The sequence below is a fragment of the Streptomyces sp. NPDC005774 genome (assembly GCF_042871645.1).
Taxonomy (GTDB): Bacteria; Actinomycetota; Actinomycetes; order Streptomycetales; family Streptomycetaceae; genus Streptomyces; species Streptomyces pratens.
Window position 1 is genome coordinate 145,123 of the sequence record NZ_JBIAIV010000008.1, and the last position, 17,400, is coordinate 162,522.

Consider the following 17,400-nt stretch of genomic DNA (forward strand, 5'->3'; position numbering starts at 1 on the left):
TGCGGGCCGCGGGCGGCCCCTGTGCGGACCGTGGGCGGACACCGGCCGGACACCGCGCGGCACCGGCACGACGGACACATCACGAGACCCGGACCGGGACGCCGTACGGCGTTCCGGTCGTCGTCGTGCTCCGTGACGGACAGTCCGGTACATACACCCATGGATCGATTCCGAAGATCGACATCTCGGGGCAACCGATAACGATCGCACTTTCGGCAACCAAACTCTTGACGCACAGGTGAGAGAGAAGAAGACTCCCGTCCATCGGTCGGCATTGTCGAACACCTAACGGCAATACGCGTTAGGGTGTGACAAGGGCCGGCATCGCTCTCACCAGTGAGGGCGCCGACCTCCGACGGGACCCGGGGGTCGGCTTCCCTGGACGAAGGACAAAGGAGTCGCGGGTGTCCAGCTCCGACATCTTCATCGGCGAGACCATCGGTACCGCCATACTCATCCTGCTCGGCGGCGGTGTGTGTGCCGCCGTGACCCTGAAGGCCTCCAAGGCCCGCAACGCCGGCTGGCTCGCCATCGCCTTCGGGTGGGGCTTCGCCGTCATGACGGCGGTGTACATCTCCGCTCCGCTCTCCGGAGCCCACCTCAACCCGGCCGTGACCGTGGGGCTCGCGATCAAGGACGGCGACTGGAGCAACGTTCCGGTCTACTTCGCCGGAGAGTTCCTCGGCGCGATGATCGGCGCGACGCTGGTCTGGGTGGCCTACTACGGCCAGTTCCAGGCCCATCTCACCGACAAGGAGATCGTCGGCGACCCGGGCACGCAGGCCGCCGGCGCCAAGGCGGTCGAGGCCCGGGAGAAGGGCGCCGGACCGGTGCTCGGCATCTTCTCCACCGGCCCGGAGATCCGCAACGCGGTACAGAACCTCGCCACGGAGATCGTCGGCACCTTCGTACTGATCATCGCCGTGCTCACCCAGGGCCTGAACGACGAGGGCAACGGCCTCGGCGTGCTGGGCGGTCTGATCACGGCCCTCGTGGTCGTCTCCATCGGTCTGTCCCTCGGCGGGCCGACCGGTTACGCGATCAACCCGGCCCGTGACCTCGGACCGCGCATCGTGCACGCCCTTCTGCCGCTGCCCAACAAGGGCGGCTCCGACTGGACCTACGCCTGGGTCCCGGTGGTCGGTCCGCTGATCGGCGGCGCCCTCGCGGCGGGCGTCCACAACATCGCCTTCGCCTGAGGGTGCCCCCACTGCCGGGGAACCCCGAGTCTTGTAGAAGCGCCGTACGTACAGCCCCGTACCCAAGGAACCTCCAGGAGCACACAGTGACCGACGACCACTCCGCCGGCATCGCCTCCCACGGCCACGGTCCGTTCATCGCCGCCATCGACCAGGGCACGACCTCGTCGCGCTGCATCGTCTTCGACCGCGACGGCCGCATCGTCGCCGTCGACCAGAAGGAACACGAGCAGATCTTCCCCAAGCCGGGCTGGGTCGAACACGACGCCACCGAGATCTGGACCAACGTCCAGGAGGTCGTCGCCGGCGCCGTCGAGAAGGCCGGCATCACGCGGGACGACATCAAGGCCATCGGCATCACCAACCAGCGCGAGACCACCGTGCTGTGGGACCGGCACACCGGTGAGCCGGTCCACAACGCCATCGTCTGGCAGGACACCCGCACCGACGCCCTCTGCCGCGAACTCGGCCGCAATGTGGGGCAGGACCGTTTCCGCCGCGAGACGGGTCTCCCCCTCGCCTCCTACTTCGCCGGTCCCAAGGCCCGCTGGCTGCTCGACAACGTCGAAGGACTCAAGGAGCGTGCCGAGGCGGGCGACATCCTCTTCGGTACCATGGACACCTGGGTCATCTGGAACCTGACCGGCGGTGCGGACGGCGGCAAGCACATCACCGACGTCACCAACGCGTCCCGCACCATGCTGATGAACCTGCACACCATGCAATGGGACGCGAAGATCGCCGAGTCCATCGGCGTACCGGCGGAGATGCTGCCCGAGATCCGCTCCTCCGCCGAGGTCTACGGCGAGATCAAGGGCGGCAGCCTGGGCGACCTGCTCGGCGGCATCCCGGTCGCCTCCGCGCTCGGCGACCAGCAGGCGGCCCTGTTCGGCCAGACCTGTTTCGCCGAGGGCGAGACCAAGTCGACGTACGGCACCGGCACCTTCATGGTGATGAACACCGGCGACAAGATCATCAACTCCTACAGCGGGCTGCTGACCACCGTCGGCTACCAGATCGGCGACCAGAAGCCGGTCTACGCCCTCGAGGGCTCCATCGCCGTCACAGGTTCGCTGGTGCAGTGGATGCGCGACCAGATGGGCCTGATCTCCACCGCCGCAGAGATCGAGACCCTCGCGCTCTCGGTCGAGGACAACGGCGGCGCCTACTTCGTACCGGCCTTCTCCGGCCTGTTCGCCCCGTACTGGCGCTCCGACGCCCGCGGTGTGATCGCCGGCCTGACCCGGTACGTCACCAAGGCGCACCTCGCGCGCGCCGTTCTGGAGGCCACCGCCTGGCAGACGCGGGAGATCGCCGACGCCATGACGAAGGACTCCGGCGTCGAACTGGCCGCCCTCAAGGTCGACGGCGGCATGACCTCCAACAACCTGCTGATGCAGACCCTCTCGGACTTCCTGGGCGCACCCGTGGTGCGCCCCATGGTCGCCGAGACCACCTGCCTCGGTGCCGCCTACGCCGCCGGCCTCGCCGTCGGTTTCTGGAACAACACCGACGACCTGCGCGCCAACTGGCGCCGGGCCGCCGAGTGGACCCCCCGCATGGACGCGGAGATCCGCGACCGTGAGTACAAGAGCTGGCTCAAGGCCGTCGAGCGGACCATGGGCTGGCTCGAGGACGAAGACTGACGAGGAGCAAGACCCGACATGACCACTCAGTCCACCCTGCAGTCCGTGCCTGCCCTGGGGACGCACCCGGCTTCCAGCTCGAACCCGAGCCGGGCCGAGACCCGGGAGCAGCTCTCCAAGGCGTCGTACGACCTTCTCGTGATCGGCGGCGGCATCCTGGGCATCTCCACCGCCTGGCACGCCGCGCAGTCCGGCCTCAGGGTGGCTCTGGTGGACGCCGGCGACTTCGCCGGCGCCACGTCCTCCGCCTCCTCCAAGCTTCTCCACGGCGGTCTGCGCTATCTGCAGACCGGCGCGGTGAAGCTGGTGGCGGAGAACCACTTCGAGCGCCGTGCGGTCTCCCGCCAGGTGGCACCCCACCTGGCGAACCCGCTCACGTTCTACCTCCCCGTGTACAAGGGCGGGCCGCACGGCGCGGCGAAGCTCGGAGCAGGTGTCTTCGCGTACTCGGCCCTGTCGGCCTTCGGTGACGGAGTGGGCCATCTGCTCTCCCCCGCCAAGGCCGCGCGGGACGTGCCGGAGCTGCGCACCGACAACCTCAAGGCCGTGGCCGTGTACGGCGACGACCAGATGAACGACGCGCGGATGGCGCTGATGACGGTCCGCGCGGCGGCCGAGTCGGGCGCGGTCGTCCTCAACCACGCCGAGGTGACCGGTCTGCGGTTCACCAGGGGCCGGGTGACCGGTGCCGAACTGCGCGACCGGCTGTCGGGCGACGAGTTCGGCGTCGACGCCCGTCTGGTGCTGAACGCGACCGGGCCCTGGGTGGATCACCTGCGCCGGATGGAGGACCCGAAGGCGGCACCGTCCATCCGCCTGTCGAAGGGCGCTCACCTGGTGCTGAAGCGGACCGCCCCGTGGCGGGCCGCGCTGGCCACGCCGATCGACAAGTACCGCATCACCTTCGCCCTCCCCTGGGAGGACATGCTGCTGCTCGGCACGACCGACGAGGAGTTCGAGGGCGACCCGGCGGATGTCGCGGTCACCGAGAAGGACACCGCCCAGATACTCGACGAGGCCGCGTTCTCCATCCGCGACCAGCAGCTGGACCGGGACCTGATCACGTACTCCTTCGCCGGCCTGCGGGTGCTGCCGGGCGGCCCCGGGGACACCGCGAAGGCAAAGCGCGAGACGGTCGTCAGCGAGGGCCGCGGCGGGATGCTGTCCATCGCGGGCGGCAAGTGGACCACCTTCCGCCACATCGGCCGCACGGTGATGCGCAAGCTCCAGGAACTGCCCGGCCACCCGCTGGGCGACGACTTCGAGCCCGTGGCGGCGCTGCCGAGCAAGCTGCCGCTGCCGGGTGTCGCCAACCCGCGCGCGGTCGCCCACCGGCTGCTGGTGGACAGCCCGGCGCCCGGTCCGCGCATGGCGGCGGACACCGCCCGGCACCTGGCCACCCACTACGGTTCGCTGGCCTTCGACATCGCCCGGCTGGCCAACGACGACCCGGCGCTGGCCCGGCGCGTCCACCCGGACGCGCCGGAGATCTGGGCGCAGGTCGTCTGGGCCCGGGACCACGAGTGGGCCGAGACCGCGGACGACGTGCTGCGCCGCCGTACGACGCTGACGATCCGGGGACTGGCCACGGACGAGGTCCGGGCGGAGGTCCAGGACCTGCTCGACAGGAAGTGACCGCGCGGTCACCGGCCCTGCCCGCGCGGGAGCGGTCCTTCCTCCGGCACGGGGACGGTGACGCGAAGGGGTGACTCCCCACCGGCCTGCGGGCCGGCGGAGTCGCCCCTTCCGGCTGTGGGCCCGCCCCTAGGCCACGCGCGACAGCCCGGAGGCATCGGACGTCTGTTCCCAGTGAATCCTCGGGGTGTGCGGGGGCTCGTCCAGGGAAACGCCGTCGACCGGACCCTGCGCGAGCACCGGGCCGTCCTGGCGGCCCTGCGGGACCGGGACGCGGAGGCGGCGCGGTCGTGGGCCACCGTCCACATCGCGGGGATCGAACAGTGGCTGCGCTCCACGTCGTGCGGGCCCGCCCGTCCGCACCGTGAGCGGGCGGCTCTCCCGGGCGGCTCTCCCGGGCGGCTCTCCCAGGCGGTCCTCCCGGACGGCTCGGATCAATGCGGGGTGTTTCCCGGCGTCCGCCGGGGCAGTGTTGGGGCATTCCCCCTGCGAGGGGGCTGCGGGCGCTCCCCCCGGCACGCCGTAAGGTTGGGGCGTACGCGAGGGCACGTCGGAAGGAGGCGCTGGGTGATCGAGCTCGAGGGGGTTCCCGAGCTGATCGACCCGGTCATGGTGGCCGCGTTCGAGGGCTGGAACGATGCCGGCGACGCCGCCTCCACCGCGGTCGCGCATCTGGACAGGGAATGGAAGGGCGAGGTGTTCGCGGCGCTGGACGCCGAGGACTACTACGACTTCCAGGTCAACCGGCCCACGGTGTTCATGGACGGCGGCGTGCGGAAGATCACGTGGCCGACGACGCGGTTGTCGGTGGTCCGGGTCGGTGGTGACAAGCCACGCGATCTGGTGCTGGTCCGCGGGATCGAACCGTCCATGCGCTGGCGCTCGTTCTGCAACGAGCTGCTGGGCTTCGCCCATGAACTCGGGGTGGAGCTGGTGGTCATCCTGGGCGCCCTGCTGGGTGACACTCCGCACACCCGTCCGGTCCCGATCAGCGGGACCACGTCCGATCCGGACCTGGCCCGCCGCATGAACCTGGAGGAGACCAAGTACGAGGGTCCCATGGGGATCGTCGGCATTCTCCAGGAGGCGTGCACGCACGCGGGCGTCCCGGCGGTGTCGCTGTGGGCGGCGGTCCCGCACTACGTGTCGCAGCCGCCCAACCCGAAGGCGACGCTGGCCCTCCTGAACCGGCTGGAGGACCTGATCGACACGCACATCCCGCTGGGTGAACTGTCCGAGGACGCGCGCGCCTGGCAGGTGGGCGTGGACCAACTGGCCTCGGAGGACAGCGAGGTCGCGGAGTACGTCCAGTCGCTGGAGGAGGCCCGGGACACGGCCGAGCTGCCGGAGGCGTCGGGCGAGGCGATCGCCCGCGAGTTCGAGCGCTATCTGCGGCGCCGTGACGGCTCGTCCGGCCCTCCGCAGCCCGGCGGCCACGCCACGGCCGACGGCGGGGACGGCCCGTCGTTCCGGCGGGACACCCCGGGCAGCCGGCCCCGCCCGCCGAAACCGGACACGGACGGCGAGGACTCCTCGGAGGACTGAGCGCGGGCGGACGCGAAGGACCGAACGCGAAGGACCGAACTCGGTGGGCCGGGGCGAGCGGGCCCGGACGAACGCGGTGGGGCGCCCCACCGCGTTCTCGGTCGCTTACAGCGCCACGCCGAGCAGGGCGTCCACGGCGCGGGAGACCACCCCGGGCGCGCCCGTGTCCGTGCCCCCCTGCTGCTCCTGGGCCACGGCCCAGCGATCGACGGCGGTCAGCGCCGCCGGGGCGTCCAGGTCGTTGGCCAGGGCTTCGCGGATCTCGTCCACCAGGGCCTCGGCGGACGGGCCGTCGGGGCGGGAGACGGCGGCCCGCCAGTGTCCGAGCCGCGTCACGGCGTCCTGGAGGACCTGGTCGGTCCATTCCCAGTTCGCACGGTAGTGGTGGGCGAGCAGCGCCAGCCGGATCGCCGCCGGGTCCACGCCGTCGCGCCGCAGCCGGGACACGAAGACCAGGTTGCCCTTGGACTTGGACATCTTCTCGCCGTGCAGGGCTACCATCCCGGCGTGGACGTACGCCTTGGCCATGGGGAACTCGCCGGTGAGCGCCTGGGCGTGCGAGGCGCCCATCTCGTGGTGCGGGAAGACCAGGTCGGATCCGCCGCCCTGGACGTCGAAGCCCATGCCCAGGTGGTCGAGGGCGATGGCCACGCACTCGATGTGCCAGCCCGGACGGCCCCGGCCCAGCGACCCGCCGTCCCAGCTGGGTTCGCCCTCGCGGGCGGCCGACCAGAGCATCGGATCGAGGGGGTTCTTCTTGCCCGGCCGGTCCGGGTCGCCACCGCGTTCGGCGGACAGCAGCCGCATGGCGGCCGCGTCGAGATGCGAGACCTGACCGAAGTGCGGGTCGGCCTCGACCGAGAAGTAGGTGTCACCCTCGAGTTCGTACGCGGCGCCGAGGTCACGCAGCCGTTCGACGAGCGGGACGATACCGGGTATCGCCTCCACGGCGCCTATGTACTGCCGCGGCGGCAACATCCGCAGGGCCGTCATGTCCTCGCGGAAGAGCTGGGTCTCCCGCTCGGCGAGCGCGGCCCAGTCGATGCCGTCCCGCTCGGCCCGCTCCAGCAGCGGGTCGTCGACGTCGGTGACGTTCTGGACGTAGTGGACCTGCCGCTTGGTGTCGAGCCATAGGCGCTGCACGAGGTCGAACGCATTGTATGTCGCCGCGTGTCCGATGTGGGTGGCGTCGTACGGGGTGATGCCGCAGACGTAGATACGGGCTACGGGGCCGGGGTCGAGTGTGATCGGGCCCCCGGTCGCGGTGTCGTGAATCCTCAGGTCGCGTCCCTGACCGGGCAGGGCGGGGACCTCGGAAGCGGGCCAGGCATGCATGTCCTGAGCGTAACCGGACCATGGTCCAGGATACGAACCGGAGCGGGCCGGACGGCCGGGAAGGCGCTCTTGCGCATCACCGCCGAACGTGCAGGTGACGCGCGGGCGGGGGGTGTGCGGGGCCGCCCCACCCGGCCGGGCGGGGGGGCGGGCCGGGCCGGACCGGATCCGGAGCACTGTGTCCGGGCCCACACCACCGTGCCCGGACCCCGCCGCGGGACCCGGGTCTCAGACCGGCGGCCAGGGGATCGCCGGCCAGTCCCCGCGGGGCTCGGGATGGGTACCGGAGGCGAGGAGGGACGCCACACGCGCGCGCGTGGCGTCGATCTCGGCGGGGGTGATCAGCGCGGCCAGCGCGGCGGCCAGCGGGCCGCCCTCGGCGAGTGACTTCCCGAGGGCCTCGAGGACCTCGCACGCCTCCCCGGTCAGGGGCTCCCCCGCCCAGCCCCACAGCAGGGTGCGCAGCTTGTCCTCGACGTTGAAGGCGACGCCGTGGTCGATGCCGTAGAGCCGGCCGTCCCGGGTGGGCAGGAGGTGCCCGCCCTTTCGGTCGGCGTTGTTGATCACCGCGTCGAGCACGGCCAGCCGCCGCAGCCGCACGTCGTCGGCGTGCACGAGCAGCGCGGTGCGTCCCTCGCCCACCTCGGCGAACCCGATGGCCTTCCAGCCGGGTCCGGGTTCCTCCCGGTCGACCAGGGCGAGGAGTTCCGTGTCCGGGGCGGTCTCGATCCACAGCTGGCACATGCCCTCGCCGTGCGGCCCGTCCCGCAGCACGGTGGGCGGCACCAGTCCCCAGCCGGTCGCCTCGGAGACCAGGTACGCCGCGACCTCGCGCCCGGCGAGCGTCCCGTCCGGGAAGTCCCACAGGGGCCGCTCCCCCGCGACGGGCTTGTAGACACAGGCGGCCTCGCGGCCCTCGTGGGCCACGGTGCAGTACAGCGCCGCGTTCGACGCCTCACCGATGCGTCCGCGTACGGTCAGCCCGCCCTGGGCGAGCAGCACCGCGGCGGTGGGGTCTGCGGTGGTCACGCTCCGCGTCGGTATCCGTTCTGGCGCGGACACACGTGTCCTTCCGGGTCGAGGGGGAGGCTGCACAGCGGGCACGGCGGCCGGCCCGCGCTGACGACGTCGAGGGCGCGCTTGGCGAAGGCACGGGCCTGGACGCCGGTGAGCCGGACCCTGAGCATCGGGGGCCCGTTCTCCTCGTCCTGGAGCAGCCGCTCCTCCGCCTCGGCGAGGTCCTCCTCGGATTCGGCGTCCAGTTCGACGAGCGCCTGCGCCTCGACGATCATGCACTCCTCCTCGCCGTCCCAGGCGAGCGCCATGGTGCCGACGCGGAACTCCTCCTCCACGGGGGCGTCCAGCGGGGCGGTGTCGGCGATCTCCGTCGGTGCCACGGCGGGCACGGCCGCGCCGCCGCCGCTACGGCGTACGACCTCGTCGAGCAGTTCGTCCATGCGCTCGGCGAGTGCGGCGACCTGGGTCTTCTCCAGGGCCACGCTGGTCACCCGGGAGCCGGCTGAGGCCTGGAGGAAGAACGTACGGCGCCCTGGCAGTCCGACCGTACCGGCCACGAAACGTTCCGGTTGGTCGTAGAGGAACACCTGACGGGACACGTCCTGACTCCATCGAGAGTTGTGGGTACCTGTATCCACGGCGCTGCCGCGTCGGCTTCACCCTACTGCGGCCGACGATCACGGTGCGCCCGCGCCGCCCCCCACCGGGGCGTCGTCCGAGGGCGGCTCCTCGCGCGGTGCCAGGGCGGCGAAGTCGCCGGTGTCGCCGAGTCGCACGAGGTAGGGGCGCAGTCGTGTGTACCGGATCGCGGTGACGGAACACGGATCGACGGAAATCCGCTGGAAGAGGTCCAGATGAAGTCCGAGCGCTTCGGCGACGAGGGACTTGATGATGTCCCCGTGCGAACACATGAGATAGACGGCGTCGGCGCCGTGCTCACGCTCCACGCGCGCGTTCCACTCGCGCACCGCCTCGGCGGCGCGTGTCTGCATCGCGCGCATGGACTCCCCGCCGGGGAAGGCTGCGGCCGACGGATGGGCCTGGACCACCTCCATGAGGGGCTCGTCCTTCAGCTCGGCGAGCTTGCGGCCCGTCCAGTCGCCGTAGTCGCACTCCCCGATGCGATCGTCGGTGTGGGCGGTGAGGCCGGGCCGGGCCTCCAGGAGCGGCCGGATCGTCTCCTGGCAGCGCTGGAGGGGGCTGGCGACGACCTCGGAGAGGGGCAGGGCGGCGAGCCGTCCGGGCAGAGCGGCGGCCTGCGCGGCCCCGCGTTCGTCGAGGGCGACGCCGGGCGTCCAGCCGGCGAGCAGTCCCTCGGTGTTGGCGGTGGATCGTCCGTGCCGGACCAGGAGCAACGTGGGCATGCGGCCCAGAGTAAGCGCACGCGCGGGTGCGTGGCCGGGTGCGTCGCAAGGTGTGCTGTCCGGTGCGCTGCCGGATGCGCCGTCCGGCCGGTGAGGGGAGGGTGCGCTCCGTGATCGTCGACTGTGCCGTGTACCGGGAGGGGCGCCGGACGGAGGATCCCGCCGGCCCCTCCGACGCGCTCGAGCAGGCGCGGACCTCGGGGGGCTTCGTCTGGATCGGGCTGCACGAGCCGACGGCGGCCGAGTTCGGCCTGGTCTCGCAGGTGTTCAGGCTGCATCCGCTGGCAGTCGAGGACGCCCTCAAGGCGCATCAGCGGCCCAAGCTGGAGGTGTACGACGACTCGCTGTTCATGGTCCTCAAGCCGGTCGTCTACGAGCCGCACAGCGGCACCGTCTCCACCGACGAGATCATGATCTTTCTGGGGGACGCGTTCGTGGTGACCGTCCGGCACGGCGAGGGCTCCCCGCTGAACGCCGTACAGAGCCGTCTGGAGCACCAACCGGAAATACTGGGCAAGGGGCCGACGTCGGTGGTGTACGCGATCGCCGACGCCGCCGTCGACCACTATCTCGACGTGGCGACCGAGCTGCAGACCGACCTGGAGGAGCTGGAGGCGGAGGTCTTCTCTCCGGGCGGCGCCGGTACGGGGCACACCGCGTCCCGGATCTACACCTTCAAGCGGCAGATCCTGGAGTTCCGCCGGGCGACGGGGCCGCTGAAGGCGCCGATGGCGCGGCTGGCGGGGATGGGCGCGTTCGGTGCGGCGGTTCCCTTCGTGGCCAAGAAGGCGCAGCCCTTCTTCCGTGACGTGCACGACCACCTCACGCGGGTGAACGAGTCCGTGGAGGGCCTGGACCGGCTGGTCTCGGACATCCTCTCGGCGCATCTGGCCCAGGTGAGCGTCCGGCAGAACGACGACATGCGGAAGATCTCCGCGTGGGCGGCCATGGCGGCAGTTCCCGCGATGCTCACGGGGATCTACGGCATGAACTTCCGGCACATGCCGGAGCTGCGGTGGGAGTGGTCCTATCCGGCGGTGATTCTGGTGATGGCCGTGCTGGAGGTGCTGCTGTACTGGCTGTTCAAACGGCGCGGCTGGATGTAGCGGGCGGCGGGCCGGCGTCCGGCCCGGTGCGGGCCGGCCCCCTCCGGCGGGACGCGGCCTCCTCCGGCTCCGTCCGCGGCTCAGGCGAACCCGGGGGCCGTGCTCGCCGGGTCGCCCAGGGCGTTGCGGCGGTCCGGCATCCTCAGCGAGACCATGCGGCGCCAGCCGCCCAGGCGCTCGTAGACGTAGACCGCGTGGATGCCGGCCGCCAGGAGTGCCGCCCTGGACCTGGACCAGCCGAGGATGCGGCCCATCCGGTCCATCACCGCGAGGCTGACGTCCCGGTAGACGCGGATCTCGGCGAGCGCGCTCGCGCGCAGGGTGCGCTGGATGGCGCGGTCGTGTCCGGCGTAGGCGAAGCGCAGGAGTTCCTCGTGGCAGTAGGCGAGGTGGTTGTCCTCGTCGTCGGAGATCATCCTGATCGCGCGGCCGAGTTCGGGGTGGTCGGAGAAGTGCTTGCGGAGCAGTTCCATCTGCTCGGAGGCGCGCTGTTCGGTGACCCGGCTGTGGGCGAGGTAGGTCACGATGTCCTCGACGGTGAGCGGCTTGTCGTGCCTGAGTTTGTCGTGCGCCAGGCCGATGCCGCCGCGCTCGAGGAGCATCGTGTAGTCGGTCTCGGGCGGGACGGGGACGGGCCGCACGCCGCGCTTCTTCATCAGTGCGTTGAAGATGCGGCCGTGCTTGTCCTCGTCGGTGCCGTGCCTGGTGATCTTGGGAGCGAGCGCGCGCTGGGACTCGGGGACCAGAGCGGCGATCCGGGCGTTCTCCCAGCCGCCCTGGGACTCCCCACTGGCGGCGATGGAACAGAACAGCGCGAAGGACTCGTCGTCGTCGAGGATCTCCTGGAACAGACTCTTGGCCGAAAGCATCATGGGCCCCTCTCCGCGAGGATTCCGTACGTCCGCAGTGCCGCGGTCCGCGGTGGTCCGAAGTGGTCCGCGAAGAAGAAGTCAAATGCGAGGAGGGGCGCAGGGCAACAGGGATGGCCCACAACTGCGCCGAACGGAGGACGGGCGAGGGGGCACCGGGCGTAACCGCGGGGGCCGCCGGGCGTTGTGGTGGGTGACGGCCGTGGCGGGGAAGGCCCCCGAGCCCCCGCCACGGCTGTGGAATTCCTCGCGGGCGGCCCCGCGGGCAGTCCTATGCGAGCCCGGCGCGTTCCAGGGCCTCGGTACCGGCGCGCAGCGACGCGAGCCGCTCGTCGAGGGTGAAACCGGCCGGGGCGAGGGTGAGGGTGGTGACCCCGGCCGCCGCGTAGGCCTTCATCCGGTCCGCGATGCGGTCCACGGAGCCGAGGAGCGTCGTGGAGTCGATCAGGTCGTGCGGTACCGCCGCGGCGGCGCCCTGCTTGTCACCGGACAGGTACTTGTCCTGGATCTCGGCGGCCTCCCGCTCGTAGCCCATGCGCCCGGCGAGCTGGTTGTAGAAGTTCTGCTTGCGGCTGCCCATGCCACCGACGTACAGCGCGGTGTAGGGGCGGAAGGTGTCGGCGAGGGCGGTGACGTCCTTGTCGTCGCCGACGGCGAGGGGCAGTGTGGGGCAGATGTCGAAGCCGTCGAGGGTCTTGCCCGCCTTCTCCCGGCCCGCCCTCAGGTACCTGACGGCGGTGTCCTCCAGGTGGTCGGCGGAGGGGAAGATCAACAGGGCGCCGTCGGCGATCTCGCCGGTCTGTTCGAGGTTCTTCGGGCCGATCGCGGCGATGTAGAGGGGAATGTGCTCGCGCTGCGGGTGCACGGTGAGCTTGAGGGGCTTGCCGGGGCCTCCGGGAAGGGGAAGCGTCCAGTGCTCGCCGTCGTGGGTGAGGCGCTCGCGTGTCATGGCCTTGCGGATGATCTCGACGTACTCGCGGGTCCGGGCGAGCGGCTTGTCGAACTTGACGCCGTACCAGCCCTCGGAGACCTGCGGGCCGGAGACCCCGAGGCCGAGGCGGAACCGGCCGCCGGAGAGGGAGTCGAGGGTGGCGGCCGTCATCGCGGTCATCGTGGGCTGGCGGGCCGGGATCTGGAAGATGGCCGAGCCCACGTCGATGCGTTCGGTCCGGGCTGCGACCCAGGTGAGCACGGTGGCGGCGTCGGAGCCGTAGGCCTCGGCCGCCCAGCAGACCGCGTACCCGAGGCGGTCGGCCTCCTGTGCCACGGCGAGGTTGTCCGCGTCCATTCCGGCGCCCCAGTAGCCGAGGTTGATCCCGAGCTGCATGGCCGTCTCCCCTTACCGATCAGTAACGTCGTGTGTGCGGAGACCTTATACCGCGGGGGGCCGGGCGGGGCATGCGACGCCGCACCCGGTCTTCGGGCCGGGCGAGGGCCGGGCAGGGACCCGGCGGCCCGGTGACCGGGCGAATCCGTTGTCCACAGGTACCCACACCACAAGGTCTGGCCAGTAATCTCGGCGTTCATGGAGCAGAGGCATCTCGGCCGTACCGGCCTGCGCGTGTCCCGGATCGGTCTCGGGACCCTGACCTGGGGTCGGGACACCGACGAGCACGACGCCGCGGACCTCTTGAAGACCTTCTGGGAGGCGGGCGGGAACCTCGTCGACACCGCCGACGTGTACGGCGACGGGGAGGCCGAGTATCTGCTCGGGCAGCTCATGGGCGGGCTGGTGCCGCGCCGGGATCTCGTCATCTCGACCAAGGCCGGCAGCGTGCCGGACCCGGATCGCAGGGTCGACGGCTCGCGCGGTCATCTGCTCTCCGCGCTGGACGCCTCGCTCGCACGCCTGGGCACCGACCACGTCGACGTGTGGCACCTCCACTCCTACGATCCCGCCACCCCGCTGGAGGAGACGCTCCAGGCCCTCGACATCGCCGTCGCCAGCGGGCGGGCCCGCTATGCCGGCGTGGCCGACTTCTGCGGCTGGCAGCTGGCCAGGGCTGCGACCTGGCAGCTCGCCGCGCCCGGTTCGCGGGCCCGGCTCGCGAGTACCCAGATGGAGTACTCGCTGCTCCAGCGGGGCGTGGAGCGGGAGGTGCTGCCGGCCGCCGTCGACACCGGGATCGGGCTGCTCCCCTCGTCCCCGCTCGGGCGGGGCGTGCTGACCGGCAAGTACCGGGGCGGCGCCATGCCGCCGGACTCGCGGGGCGCCTCCGAGCACCTGGCGCCGTTCGTGGAGCCGTACCTGGACGACACGGCGAGCAGGATCGTGGACGCGGTGACGACGGCGGCGGACGGGCTCGCCGTGACCGCGCTCCAGGTGGCTCTCGCATGGGTGCGGGACCGGCCGGGCGTGGCCGCCCCCGTGGTCGGCGCACGCAACGCGCGGCAGCTCGCGGCGGCGTTGTCAGTGGAGGCCCTTAGTCTTCCTGACGAGATCTGCCGGGCGCTCGACGACGTGTCGGCGCCCGTGCACCGCTATCCCGATCACGACTGGAGCACGCTGTGAGCACGGAGCCGCCCGAGACCACGGAGGACGCCGAGCCGGGGACACCGGGCGAGGCGGCGGACACCTCGGAGACCGCGGCGGCCTCGGGCACCGCGGAGATCTCTCCCGGAGCCGCCCCGGATGCTCCCGCGGAGGCGGAGAGCACGGAGGCGGAGGGCACGGAGGCGGAGGGCACGGAGGCGGAGGGCGTGCAGACGCCTGAGGCCCGGCAGGTGTCCGAGGCCGAGGCCGAGTTGCTGGCGCAGCGGGCCGAGCGGGAGCGGATCGAGCGGCGGAAGGCACAGCGGCAGGGGCCGATCGAGGCCGGCGGCAAGCTGAGCGGCACGGCAGCCGATCTGCTCGCCGCCGTACGGGCTGTGGAGAGCGGCGAGAAGCCGGCGACCGCGGTGTCCGAGGAGGCCCGGCCCGCGCCGCGGCGGGCTGCTCCCGAACCGGTGCGGCCGGCGCCGCCGGTGACCGTCGAGCCGGCCCCCGCCGACGGCGTGGTCACGGCCGTGCGTGAGGTGCTCGTCCAGGGCGGCGCGCCCGAAGGGCTCGCCGTGCGGGCTGCCGGTGTGCTGGGCGAGGGGGCCGCACAGGCGTTGCGGGCCGATCCCTGGCAGTTGTTGCGGGTGGCGGGTGTGCGGCCCGAGCAGGCGGACGGTTTCGCACGGGCGCTGCTCGGCGGTGAGGCCGGGTCGGAGGACGGGCGGCGCGAGCGGGCGATCACCGGATGGCTGCTGGAGCAGGCCGCGGCGGCCGGGCACACCGCCCTGGAGATGTCCGCGCTGACCACCGTGCTGGCGCGGCAGGGGGTACCGGATCCCGAGGAGGCGGTGCGGGCCGCAATCGCCGACGGTGACGTCCTGGTCTTCCAGGACCCGCTGCCGGAGACGGGCGCCCCGGCAGCACCCCGGCGGGACGGTGCCGCGGGCGGCGCGGACGACGCCGAGGAGGAGCGGCCCGTCCGGGTACTCGTGGGGCTCGAGCGGTATGCGATGGCCGAGGAGAGCCTCGCCGACGGGCTGGCCCGGCTCGTCAACTCCGCTCCCCAGCAGGACGGTCCGGGTGCGGAGTGGGAGCGGGCCGCCGCCTCGGCGGGCGGGTCCGCGGGGGAGCTGATCCGCGCGGTCGCCGGTCACGGACTGGTGCTGCACACGGGCGGGGAGGCGTCCCTCGTCGAGCCGGCGGCTCTGCTCCGGGCGGCGCACGGTCTCGGACTGCGCGCCTGGGCCGCCGCCCACACCCCGGTCGGGCGTGCCCGGTTCGCGGCCCTGTTGGAGGCCGCCACGGCCGGGGACATGGAGACCGGAGGGACGGACGCCGGAGGGACGGACGCCGGCGTCACCGCGGCGGGGGGCGAGAGGGCCGAGGGCCCCGTGGTCGCCACCGTCGCCGGGCTGCTGGCCGGTGCCGAGGGACCGGGGCGGGACGCCGACGGGGCGCTGCTGCTGGACCTGCTCGTCGTGCTGGACGCTCCTCAACTGGACGTCGAGACGGCCGCGCTGGTCACGGAGTCGCTGCCGGACGGCTCCCGGCTGCTGCTGGCCGGGGACCCGGGCGTGCTGTGGTCCGTCGGTCCGGGGCGGGTGTTCGCCGATGTGCTGGCCGCGCGTGTGTGCCCGCAGATCGCCTCCCGACGGCCGGATCCCGGACCGCTGGGCGAACTGGTCTCCGGTATCGGGGTCGGTGAGCTGAACCAGGTGACGGCACCCGGCAAGGAGGTCGTCATCGTGCCGGTGCGGGACCCGGGTGAGGCCGTGCACCGGACGGTACAGCTCGTGGTCGACTCGGTGCCGCGCGCGATCGGGGTACCGGCGGAGGAGACGCAGGTGATCACGCCGGGGCACGGGGGTGCGGTGGGCACGCGCGCGCTGAACGCGGCGTTGAAGGAGCGGCTGAATCCGGGGCCGGGGCGCTTCGGCGGGTTCGACCCGGGTGACCGGATCGCCTACTCCCCCGCCCTGGGGCGTACGGTGCCGGGCCGGGTGGTGAAGGCCGATGCCGACGGGCTGCACCTGGCCTGCGCGGGCGAGGCCGTCGTCGTGCCGCAGGAGCGGGTGGAGCAGTCGGTACGGCACGGCTGGGCGCTGACGGCGCACCAGGCGGTGGGGGGCCGGTGGCCGGCCGTGGTCGTGGTCCTGCCCGGCGATGCCGTGCAGGCGTTGAGCCGGCCCTGGGTGTACACGGCGTTCAGCAGGGCGGACCGCCATCTGTCCGTGGTCCACGGGGTGGAGCAGGCGTTGCCGCGTGCCGTGGCGGAGGTGGCGGCGAAGCCCCGGACGACCCGGCTGCCGGTACTGCTGGCGCCGCAGGTCCCGGCAGCGGCCGGCTGACTGCGGACCTCACCCGCGACGGTGACCGCGGTGGCGGTGACACCCTCGGTGCCACCGCCACTGCCGATGCCGCTCTCGCCGCCGCCGTCGCCCATGCCGTCCGCGTGGCTCCGGGCGTGATCAGCGATCGGTGCCGAGGGCCGGAACCGGCCCGTCCTCGAGGTCGTCGTCGGGGTCGCCCGGATCGTCGTCGGGGTCCTCGTCGAAGACGGCGCTGACGTCGAAGCGGCACACGACCTGCGCCGGGTCCACCTGTTCGAACGGGGCCTCCAGCCATTCACCGGGTTCCGTCGGTTCGTCCGATGCCGTCACCCAGAGCGTGGAGTCGCCCTCCTCCAGGCCGAACTCCTTGTGCCGGGAGGCGACCTCGTCCGGCTCGTACTCACCGAACAGGAGGCCGAGCGCGCCGTGGACGGTGCCCGAGGTGTCGGAGGTGTCGGAGGCGTCCGAGATGTCGTCGTCCGCCGCCTCGATCCGCTGCGCGTGCGCCAGCAGTCGCTGTGGCTCCGCGACGGCGTAGTCGCGGCGGATCAGCACGCTGAGCGCGCTGGGCTCCTCGGGGCCGGTGTAGGGCGGCAGTGCGTCCTCGGCCTCGGGGATCTCGAAGGGGGTCACCTCGTCGTAGCGGTCGTAGAGCAGTTCGTCGTACGACTCGGCGGCCACGGCCAGCTCGTTGAACGCTTCGTAGACGGCCGGGTCGTCCTCCCCCGACCGGCGTTCGACCGCGGCCAGGTGGCGGTCGAGCGCGGTCTTGACCGCCTCGGCGGCGGCGCGTACCTCGGCAGCGGTGGGCTGCGCAGCATCAGACATAGTGCAGACGCTATCCGTACCGGGGCCCAGCCCGCACAATAGATGCG

14 protein-coding genes are annotated in these 17,400 nt (G+C 72.2%); 7 read left to right on the forward strand and 7 right to left on the reverse strand.

Translation table 11 applies throughout. The features are described from left to right. Positions 1–404 precede the first annotated feature (404 nt). From ACFYQA_RS10430 to ACFYQA_RS10445, 4 genes are all read left to right on the forward strand, one after another. A complete protein-coding gene (locus ACFYQA_RS10430) occupies positions 405–1,199 on the forward strand; it encodes an MIP/aquaporin family protein (protein ID WP_388914408.1) in 795 nt (264 codons plus the stop codon). A 110-nt stretch (positions 1,200–1,309) separates the two neighbouring features. Beyond that, complete coding sequence (gene glpK / locus ACFYQA_RS10435) at positions 1,310–2,845, forward strand: glycerol kinase GlpK (protein ID WP_388914632.1); 1,536 nt, start codon at positions 1,310–1,312, stop codon at positions 2,843–2,845. Between the two features lie 18 nt (positions 2,846–2,863). Beyond that, positions 2,864–4,480 (forward strand): FAD-dependent oxidoreductase, encoded by a 1,617-nt coding sequence (locus tag ACFYQA_RS10440; RefSeq protein ID WP_388914411.1) that lies wholly within the window; start codon positions 2,864–2,866, stop codon positions 4,478–4,480. Between the two features lie 567 nt (positions 4,481–5,047). Next, the gene (locus tag ACFYQA_RS10445; protein WP_388914414.1) at positions 5,048–6,025 is read left to right on the forward strand and encodes a PAC2 family protein; all 978 of its coding nucleotides are present in this window, start codon (positions 5,048–5,050) and stop codon (positions 6,023–6,025) included. A 105-nt stretch (positions 6,026–6,130) separates the two neighbouring features. On the opposite strand, the gene mshC is transcribed toward ACFYQA_RS10445, so the two are convergent. The 4 genes from mshC to ACFYQA_RS10465 form a co-directional block, all read right to left on the reverse strand. Further along, positions 6,131–7,360 (reverse strand): cysteine--1-D-myo-inosityl 2-amino-2-deoxy-alpha-D-glucopyranoside ligase, encoded by a 1,230-nt coding sequence (gene mshC, locus ACFYQA_RS10450; protein WP_388914417.1) that lies wholly within the window; start codon positions 7,358–7,360, stop codon positions 6,131–6,133. A 228-nt stretch (positions 7,361–7,588) separates the two neighbouring features. Then, positions 7,589–8,389 carry an SCO1664 family protein gene (locus ACFYQA_RS10455; protein ID WP_388914419.1) on the reverse strand — a complete coding sequence of 267 codons (801 nt, stop codon included), beginning with the start codon at positions 8,387–8,389 and terminating at the stop codon, positions 7,589–7,591. Continuing rightward, a complete protein-coding gene (locus ACFYQA_RS10460) occupies positions 8,386–8,976 on the reverse strand; it encodes a DUF3090 domain-containing protein (RefSeq protein WP_332426316.1) in 591 nt (196 codons plus the stop codon). Before ACFYQA_RS10460 ends, ACFYQA_RS10455 begins: the two co-directional genes overlap by 4 nt. 78 nt (positions 8,977–9,054) lie before the next feature. After that, entirely contained in the window at positions 9,055–9,741 is a 687-nt protein-coding gene (locus ACFYQA_RS10465; RefSeq protein ID WP_388914421.1) for a histidine phosphatase family protein, read from the reverse strand. 110 nt (positions 9,742–9,851) lie between these two features. Between ACFYQA_RS10465 and corA the strand changes: the two genes are divergently transcribed. Further along, the gene (gene corA, locus ACFYQA_RS10470) at positions 9,852–10,847 is read left to right on the forward strand and encodes a magnesium/cobalt transporter CorA (protein ID WP_388914424.1); all 996 of its coding nucleotides are present in this window, start codon (positions 9,852–9,854) and stop codon (positions 10,845–10,847) included. Between the two features lie 80 nt (positions 10,848–10,927). Here the strand turns inward: corA and ACFYQA_RS10475 are convergent, their stop codons facing one another. Together ACFYQA_RS10475 and ACFYQA_RS10480 are read right to left on the reverse strand one after the other, a co-directional pair. Beyond that, the gene (locus ACFYQA_RS10475; protein WP_388914635.1) at positions 10,928–11,716 is read right to left on the reverse strand and encodes a ferritin-like domain-containing protein; all 789 of its coding nucleotides are present in this window, start codon (positions 11,714–11,716) and stop codon (positions 10,928–10,930) included. 271 nt (positions 11,717–11,987) lie between these two features. Continuing rightward, positions 11,988–13,043, reverse strand: a complete 1,056-nt coding sequence (locus tag ACFYQA_RS10480) for an LLM class F420-dependent oxidoreductase (RefSeq protein ID WP_388914426.1) — start codon at positions 13,041–13,043, stop codon at positions 11,988–11,990. A 198-nt stretch (positions 13,044–13,241) separates the two neighbouring features. Here ACFYQA_RS10480 and ACFYQA_RS10485 point away from each other — a divergent pair, with 198 nt between their 5' ends. Further along, positions 13,242–14,228 (forward strand): aldo/keto reductase, encoded by a 987-nt coding sequence (locus ACFYQA_RS10485; RefSeq protein WP_388914428.1) that lies wholly within the window; start codon positions 13,242–13,244, stop codon positions 14,226–14,228. Beyond that, positions 14,225–16,543, forward strand: coding sequence for an ATP-binding domain-containing protein (locus ACFYQA_RS10490; protein WP_388914431.1), 2,319 nt, complete (start codon positions 14,225–14,227; stop codon positions 16,541–16,543). Before ACFYQA_RS10485 ends, ACFYQA_RS10490 begins: the two co-directional genes overlap by 4 nt. A 120-nt stretch (positions 16,544–16,663) precedes the next feature. Here ACFYQA_RS10490 and ACFYQA_RS10495 read toward each other — a convergent pair whose 3' ends face one another. Continuing rightward, positions 16,664–17,353: a hypothetical protein gene (locus ACFYQA_RS10495; RefSeq protein ID WP_388914434.1), complete on the reverse strand. Its 690-nt coding sequence runs from the start codon at positions 17,351–17,353 to the stop codon at positions 16,664–16,666. Positions 17,354–17,400 lie beyond the last annotated feature (47 nt).